Origin of the sequence: Streptomyces sp. B1866 (genome assembly GCF_031932565.1) — a bacterium.
Classification (GTDB): domain Bacteria; phylum Actinomycetota; class Actinomycetes; order Streptomycetales; family Streptomycetaceae; genus Streptomyces.
This window is the reverse complement of the sequence record NZ_JAVSCF010000289.1, coordinates 1-7,821: the sequence shown is the minus strand read 5'-3', so window position 1 is coordinate 7,821 and position 7,821 is coordinate 1. Positions and strand designations below refer to the sequence as shown.

7 protein-coding genes are annotated in these 7,821 nt (G+C 76.3%); 5 read left to right on the top strand and 2 right to left on the bottom strand.

Annotation, left to right across the window (positions count from 1 at the left end; genetic code table 11):
- From RKE29_RS25990 to cobC, 5 genes are all read left to right on the top strand, one after another.
- Positions 1–845, top strand: an 845-nt coding sequence (locus RKE29_RS25990) for a VWA domain-containing protein (RefSeq protein WP_312008084.1), incomplete at its 5' end; no start/stop codon positions are given.
- Complete coding sequence (gene cobO / locus RKE29_RS25985; RefSeq protein WP_312008083.1) at positions 845–1,441, top strand: cob(I)yrinic acid a,c-diamide adenosyltransferase; 597 nt, start codon at positions 845–847, stop codon at positions 1,439–1,441. The genes RKE29_RS25990 and cobO, both read left to right, overlap by 1 nt.
- On the top strand, positions 1,435–2,847 hold the full coding sequence (locus tag RKE29_RS25980; protein ID WP_312008082.1) for a cobyrinate a,c-diamide synthase: 1,413 nt from the start codon (positions 1,435–1,437) through the stop codon (positions 2,845–2,847). Before cobO ends, RKE29_RS25980 begins: the two co-directional genes overlap by 7 nt.
- Complete coding sequence (locus RKE29_RS25975) at positions 2,841–3,341, top strand: cobalamin biosynthesis protein (protein WP_312008081.1); 501 nt, start codon at positions 2,841–2,843, stop codon at positions 3,339–3,341. The genes RKE29_RS25980 and RKE29_RS25975 overlap by 7 nt, the downstream gene beginning before the upstream one ends.
- Before the next feature lie 188 nt (positions 3,342–3,529).
- On the top strand, positions 3,530–4,765 hold the full coding sequence (gene cobC, locus RKE29_RS25970; RefSeq protein ID WP_312008080.1) for an Rv2231c family pyridoxal phosphate-dependent protein CobC: 1,236 nt from the start codon (positions 3,530–3,532) through the stop codon (positions 4,763–4,765).
- A 78-nt stretch (positions 4,766–4,843) separates the two neighbouring features.
- Here the strand turns inward: cobC and RKE29_RS25965 are convergent, their stop codons facing one another.
- Both RKE29_RS25965 and RKE29_RS25960 read right to left on the bottom strand, forming a co-directional pair.
- Positions 4,844–5,995: an SCO1860 family LAETG-anchored protein gene (locus tag RKE29_RS25965; protein ID WP_312008079.1), complete on the bottom strand. Its 1,152-nt coding sequence runs from the start codon at positions 5,993–5,995 to the stop codon at positions 4,844–4,846.
- Between the two features lie 199 nt (positions 5,996–6,194).
- The gene (locus tag RKE29_RS25960) at positions 6,195–7,301 is read right to left on the bottom strand and encodes an amidohydrolase family protein (protein ID WP_312008078.1); all 1,107 of its coding nucleotides are present in this window, start codon (positions 7,299–7,301) and stop codon (positions 6,195–6,197) included.
- Positions 7,302–7,821 lie beyond the last annotated feature (520 nt).

Below are 7,821 nucleotides of genomic sequence, written 5' to 3'. Positions count from 1 at the left end.
CCCTGACCGCGCAGGGCCGCACCACCGGCGCGCGCCGCCCGCGCGGGGCGCTGTCCGCGCTGCACCTGGCGGCCACCGTCCGGGCCGCCGCCCCGTACCAGCGGGCGCGCGGCCGGTCGGGGCCCGGCCTGCTGCTGCGCCGCGACGACCTGCGGGAGGCGGTGCGGGAGGGCCGCGAGGGCAACCTGGTGCTGTTCGTGGTGGACGCCTCCGGGTCGATGGCCGCCCGGCGGCGCATGGGCGCGGTCAAGGGCGCGGTGCTGTCGCTGCTGCTGGACGCCTACCAGCGGCGGGACAAGGTCGGCCTGGTCACCTTCCGCGGCGCGGACGCCGAGGTGGCGCTGCCGCCCACGTCCTCGGTGGACGCCGCGGCCGCCCGGCTGGAGAGCCTGCCCACGGGAGGCCGCACCCCGCTGGCCGCCGGGCTGCTGAAGGCCCGTGAGGTGCTGCGGGTGGAGCGGCTGCGCGACCCGTCCCGGCGGCCGCTGGTGGTGGTCGTCACCGACGGCCGGGCCACCGAGGCCCCGCCGGGCGGCACCGGCCGTCCGCCCGGCGCGGCGGCGGCGTTCGCGCGGGCCTCGCGCGCCGCCCGGCTGCTGGCCGGGGACCGGGTCGCCTCGGTCGTGGTCGACTGCGAGGCGGGCCCGGTCCGGCTGGGCCTCGCGGGCGCGCTCGCCCGCGACCTGGGCGCCACCCCGGTGACGCTGGAGGAGCTGCGCGCCGACAGCGTGACCGCGCTGGTCCGCCGCGTACGGGCCGCCGGGGCCCCCGGGGGGCCGGGGGCGGGGCCTTGGGGGCATACGAAGACCGCACGGAGCACACGGAAGACACGGAGGGCCGCCTGATGCCCCAAGGACAACCGACCGCCGTCCCCGACGACGGCCTGACCACCCGCCAGCGCCGCAACCGCCCGCTGGTGTTCGTGCACACCGGCACCGGCAAGGGCAAGTCGACGGCCGCGTTCGGCCTGGCGCTGCGCGCGTGGAACCAGGGCTGGCCGGTCGGGGTGTTCCAGTTCGTGAAGTCGGCGAAGTGGAAGGTCGGCGAGGAGCGGGCGCTGCGCGTCCTGGGCGAGTCCGGCGAGGGCGGCACGGTCGCCTGGCACAAGATGGGCGAGGGCTGGTCCTGGGTGCAGCGGGACCTGGCGAGCAGCGAGGAGGCGGCGCGCGAGGGCTGGGAGCAGGTCAAGCGGGACCTGGCCGCGGAGACCTACCGGCTGTACGTGCTGGACGAGTTCGCCTATCCGCTGCGCTGGGGCTGGGTGGACACCGCCGAGGTGGTGTCCGTCCTGCGCGACCGGCCCGGCACCCAGCACGTGGTGATCACCGGCCGCGAGGCCCCGCCCGAGCTGGTCGGCTTCGCCGACCTGGTCACCGACATGACCAAGGTCAAGCACCCGATGGACGCCGGCCAGAAGGGCCAGCGGGGCATCGAGTGGTGAGCGTGCCGCGCCTGGTGGTGGCCGCGCCCGCGTCCGGCAGCGGCAAGACCACCGTGGCCACGGGCCTGATGGCCGCCTTCGCCGCGCGGGGCCTGGACGTCTCGCCGCACAAGGTCGGCCCGGACTACATCGATCCCGGCTACCACGCGCTGGCCGTCTCCGGGTCCGGCCGGACCCGGCCCGGGCGGAACCTGGACGCCTACCTGTGCGGCCCCGAGCGCGTCGCCCCGCTGTTCCTGCACGGCGCGGCCGGGTGCGACGTGGCCGTGGTCGAGGGCGTGATGGGCCTGTACGACGGCGCGGCCGGGCTGGGCGAGCTGGCGTCCACGGCGCACGTGGCCACGCTGCTGCGGGCGCCGGTGGTGCTGGTGGTCGACGCGTCCGCGCAGTCGCGGTCGGTGGCGGCGCTGGTGCACGGCTTCGCGTCCTGGGACCCGCGCGTGCGGCTGGCCGGAGTGATCCTCAACAAGGTCGGCTCCGACCGGCACGAGGAGCTGCTGCGGGAGGCCCTGGACGGCTCGGGCGTGCCGGTGCTCGGCGCGCTGCGCCGGGTGCGCGCGGTGCGCGCGCCCAGCCGCCACCTGGGCCTGGTGCCGGTGGCCGAGCGCCGCGCGGAGGCGGTGGCGGCCGTGGCGGCGCTGGCCGAGCAGGTGCGCGCGGGCTGCGACCTGGACGCCCTGCTGGCCCTGGCCCGCTCCGCCCCGCCGCTGGCGGACGCGCCGTGGGATCCGGCGGACGAGGTCGCCCGGGCCGCGCGGCCCGGCCCGGGCGGCGACGGCCGGGCGGCGGCCGGGAGCGAGGAGCGGCCGGTGGTGGCGGTGGCGGGCGGGCCCGCGTTCACCTTCTCCTACGCCGAGCACGCCGAGCTGCTGACCGCCGCCGGCGCGGACGTGGTCGCCTTCGACCCGGTGCGCGACGAGCGGCTGCCGCCCGGCACCCGGGGCCTGGTGATCGGCGGCGGCTTCCCCGAGGTGTTCGCGCCCGACCTGTCGGCGAACGAGCCGCTGCGCCGGGCCGTCGCGGCGCTCGCCGCCGACGGCGCGCCCCTGGCCGCCGAGTGCGCGGGCCTGCTGTACCTGGCGCGCTCGCTGGACGGCGCGCCGATGTGCGGCGTGCTGCCCGCCGACGCCCGTATGGCGGAGCGCCTGACGCTCGGGTACCGGGAGGCGGTCGCGGTCGGCGACAGCGCGCTGGCCGTCGCGGGGACCCGCGTGCGCGGGCACGAGTTCCACCGCACCGCCGTGGAGCCGGGCGCGGGCGAGGCGCCCGCCTGGGGCCTGCTGGGCCCGCACGCGCGGGCCGAGGGGTTCGTCCGGGGCGGGGTGCACGCCTCGTACCTGCACGTGCACTGGGCGGCGGCGCCCGGCATGGCGGCCCGGTTCACCGCCCGGTGCGCGGCGTGGTGACTCCGGCCGGGTCGGCCCGTACGGCGGAGGCGGCTCCCGCGGCGCGTACGGCCCGGGCGGCGCGCACCGGTCCCGGCGGGCCGCTGGTCGTGGGGGTCGGCGCGTGCCGGGGCGTGGCCGGCGACGAGGTGGTGGACCTGGTGTGCGCGGCGCTGGCCGAGGCGGGGCTCTCCCCGGCCGGTGTCGTCGCGCTCGCCACGGCCGCCGCGCGCGCCGCGGAGCCGGGCCTGGTACGGGCCGCGGCGCGCCTGGGCGTGCCGCTGCGCGGGTACGGCGCCGGGGCCCTGGCCGCCGTCCCCGTGCCACACCCGTCGGCCCTCGCGCTGGCCGCGCTCGGCACGCCCAGCGTGGCCGAGGCCGCCGCGCTGCTGGCGGCCGGGGAGGGCGGCGTGCTGCTGGTCGGCAAGCGGAAGTCGCGAGGCAGCCCGGCGCGGGCCACGTGCGCCGTGGCGTGTCCCGCCGCCCGGCCCCGGGACGCGCCGCCGAGCCCCTGAGGGCGCGCCCGGGGCCGCTCGCCGGCGCGCCTGCGGGGGACCGTACGGGGCCGGCTCGGGGCACCGTACGGACAGGGCACCGGCGGGCAGGAGCCCCTGCCGACGCCGGAGAACCACCGGCCGCCGCCGCGCGCGTGGGACGACGCGCCCGGCGGCGGCGAAGATCGTGACGCACGAAAGGCGCCATCATGGCGAACGTATCCAGACCCGACACGCCGGGAGCCGCGGCCCTGGAGCCGACCACGTCGGGCCACGCCGCCCCGGCACCCGTCCGTACCCCTGGCGGCGCCGACGCCCCCGAGGCGGCCGACGGCCCGGAAGGCCCGGCCGGCGGCCCGCACGCGCCCGCCGGGCCCGCGGCGCCCGCTGCGCCCGGCTCCCCCGCCGCCTACGACCTGCGCCACCACGGGGACGCCGAGGTGCGGGACGCCGGCGCCGGGCTGACCGACCTCGCGGTGAACGTACGCGCGGGCACGCCGCCGGACTGGCTGAAGGCCCGTATCGCCGCGTCCCTGGACGGGCTGGCCGCCTACCCGGACGGGCGGGCGGCGCGCCGGGCGGTGGCCGCGCGGCACGGGCTCCCGGCCGACCGGGTGCTGCTGACGGCGGGTGCGGCGGAGGCGTTCGTGCTGGTCGCGCGGGCGGTCGGGGCACGCCGGGCGGTGGTGGTGCACCCGCAGTTCACCGAGCCGGAGGCCGCGCTGCGGGACGCCGGGCACGCGGTGGAGCGGGTGCTGCTCGACGAGCGGGAGGGATTCCGGCTGGACCCGCGGGCCGTGCCGGAGGACGCCGACCTGGTGGTGGTCGGCAATCCGACCAACCCCACGTCCGTGCTGCACCCGGCCAGGGCGCTGGCGGGCCTGGCCCGTCCGGGCCGGACGCTGGTGGTGGACGAGGCGTTCATGGACGCGGTCCCCGGCGAGCGGGAGTCGCTGGCCGGGCACACCGGGCTGCCGGGGCTCGTCGTGCTGCGGAGCCTGACGAAGACGTGGGGGCTCGCGGGGCTGCGCGTCGGGTACGTCCTGGCGGAGCCGGACACGGTCGCGGCGCTGGAGCGGGCCCAGCCGCTGTGGCCGGTGTCGAGCCCGGCGCTCGCGGCGGCGGAGGCGTGCTGCGCGCCCGAGGCGCTGGCCGAGGCGGAGCTGGCCGCCCGGCGGACGGCGGCCGACCGGGACCGGCTGACCGCCCGGCTGGCCCGGATCCCGGGCCTGCGGGTGTGCGGCCCGGCGGCCGGGCCGTTCGTGCTGGTCAAGCTGAAAGGTGCCGCCGCCGTGCGCGGCCGCCTGCGTGAGCTGGGCTTTGCCGTGCGACGGGGCGACACCTTTCCGGGGCTTGGCCCGGACTGGCTGAGGATCGCCGTCCGCGACCGTCTGACGACGGACCGCTTCGCGGTGGCCTTGGAGAAGGCACTCGCGGACGGCTGAGTCACAGCGCATACGTTCGGGGGGCGTACGGATGTGACGTGGCCTCAGTCAGCTGGGCCGGGCCGGTGACGCGGGGCGTCAGTCCTGCGCGCCGGCCGCGGCCTTGCGACGACGGGCGAGCACCAGGGCGCCGCCACCGAGGGCGACCAGCGCCGCGGCGCCACCCGCGATGTACGGCGTGGAGGAGCTGCTACCGGTCTCGGCCAGGTCACCCTTGGGGTCGGAACCCGTCTGGGTGCCGGAGCCCGCGGTCGAGCCGGAGGAGTGGCCGGCCGTCGAACCGGCGGTGGAGCCGGAGGTGCTGCCCGCGGTCGAACCGGCGGTGGAGCCGGAGGTCGAACCGGAGCTGGCGCCCGTCGAGGAGCCGGCGGTCGAGCCCGAGGTCGAACCGGAGGTGCTGCCCGAGGTCGAACCGGACGTGCTGCCCGACGTCGAACCCGAGGTGCTGCCGGAGGTCGAGCCGGACGTGGAGCCCGAGGTGCTGCCACCGGTCGAGCCGTCCGTACCCGGGGTACGGCAGGAGGCGTCCACGAGCTGGACGCGACCCTCGACGTTGGCCACGTTCAGGTCCAGCGGGTTGACCGAGACCTGGAGGTCAAGCGCGGTGGCCGCGGCGGTGTTGGAGGTGGTGACCTCCTTCGACAGGTCCAGCTCGACCTTGCCGACACCCTTGACGTCGATCGTGGTCGAGCCCTTGGCGGTGAGCTTGACGCCCTTGCCGAGGACCTTGATGGTGCCCAGCAGGTTGGACTCGGCGACCGGCTTCTTGCCGACCTCGCAGGTCGCCTTGGAGGTGACCTGCTCGACCTCGACCAGCGGGACGTCGGTCAGGCCCGGCAGGTGCACCGAGGCCTTGACCAGGTTGGAGTACCCCTCGGCCAGCTTGCTGTCGGTCGTGGCACGCGCGGTGGCCACGTCGGCGCGGGCGATGTTGACCGGCTTGCCGGCGTTCACACCGTCGATGCCCACGGACAGCAGCGTCTTGTTGGCGGACTTCGGCGCCGAGACGGCGTTCAGCGACGCCTTCACCGGCACGTGGACCGACTTGTTGAGCAGGGAGACATCCAGCCCGGCTCGGAGCACCGCCGCCGACGCCTCACCGGAACCGGTCTTGGCGGTGCCGCTCGTGGCGTGCGCGGGTATGGCGGCAACCGTGCCGACCAGGAAGGCAGCGGCGGCGGCGGCCGTCAGGCGGCGTGCGGGCACGCCGAAGACAGGGTTGTGTGACACGTGTGTTTGAACCCCCACGGGAGAATGGAGCCGCAAGCGCCTCGCCTGAGGGGGACTGCGTGGGCGCCGACGGCTACGACCCCGCAATACTTGCGCAGGGAAGATGATCCGACAGATCTGAAACATATATTCACTCGAACGAGTGAATCCGGTGCCCCTTTCATCCGTACTGATCCCATCAACCACAGCCGTCACAGGGTCAGACCACCACATGCCCCCGCAGCACCACCCGTTGCGGGGCAGTCAGGACTCGCACGTCTGCCCGAGGGTCGGATTCGTATACGACCAGGTCCGCCGGAGCCCCCTCGGCGAGCCCCGGACGGCCGAGCCAGGCGCGCGCACCCCAGGAGGCCGCGGACAGCGCATCCACCGGCGGTATGCCCGCTTTGATCAGTTCTGCCACCTCCTGTGCGATCAGGCCGTGCTGGAGCGAACTGCCCGCGTCCGTACCGGTGTAGATGGCGATGCCGGCGTCGTACGCGGCGCGCACCGTCTCGTACCGGCGCGCGTGCAGCCGCCGCATGTGCTCGGCCCAGCGCGGGAACCTGCCCGCGCCGCCGTCCGCCAGGCGCGGGAAGGTGGCGATGTTGACCAGCGTCGGCACGATGGCGATCCCGCGCCCCGCGAAGAGCGGGATGGTCTCCTCCGTCAGCCCGGTGGCGTGCTCCACGCAGTCGATGCCCGCCTCGGCCAGCGGGGCCAGGGACTCCTCGGCGAAGCAGTGGGCGGTCACGCGCGCGCCCAGCCGGTGCGCCTCCGCGATGGCCGCCTCGACCGCCCCGCGCGGCCAGCACGCCGCCAGGTCGCCCCGCTCCCGGTCGATCCAGTCGCCGACGAGCTTGATCCAGCCGTCGCCGCGGCGCGCCTCCCGCGCGACGTACGCCACGAGGTCCTCGGGCTCGACCTCGTGCGCGAAGTTGCGGATGTAGCGCCGGGTGCGGGCGATGTGGCGGCCCGCGCGGATGATGCGGGGCAGGTCCTCGCGGTCGTCGATCCAGCGGGTGTCGGCCGGCGACCCGGCGTCGCGCAGCAGCAGCGCGCCGGCGTCCCGGTCGGCCAGGGCCTGTTTCTCGCTGGTCGCGTCGTCCACCGCGCCCTGCGCGGCGAGCCCCACGTGGCAGTGGGCGTCGACCAGGCCGGGCAGCGCCCAGCCCTCGACCACCCGGACGTCCCGGGCGGCGGCCGGCCGGTCGTAGGTGACCCGCCCGCCGACCACCCACAGCTCGTCCCGGACGTCGGCGTCGTCCCCGGAGCCCGGCCCCACCAGGACGCGTCCCTTGATGTGCAGTACGGCACTGTCGCTCATGATCCGCACTGTACGAGGCGGCGCGCCGGCGCCCCACGCCCGGCCCGCACCGGATCACGAATACCAGGCGAATACTCGGGAAATCCAGAATGTCCACCGTCTGCACTCCGACCGCTTTTCCGGAAAGTCCGCGAGGTGGTTTCCGGACGAGCGCCAGCCGGTTTCCCCACCCGCCAAACGCCAGAATTCCACCCATGCCGGAACGCCCGTCGACCCCGCCCCGCCGACCGCCCCGTCCCCGTGACGCATTCCACATCAGACCCCCTTTGACCAGGTATCCTCCCACCCAAACCGCCATCTTCCGCCAGTGATCACGCGCCCGGAGGCCCGTGCCGCAGGAGGGCGTACGCCGTGCGCGGCCCCTTTACCGGCTGCGTTTTCACAGGACACTCGGTAAATTCCGGTCCGATGAGCGCCGCCCGAGCAGATCAGGCACGCTCCCGGAGCGGAACCGCGAAAAGAGCACTCCTGTGACCATCACTTCGCCCGATCTGAGCGTCTTCGAGAGCCTGGAGTCGGA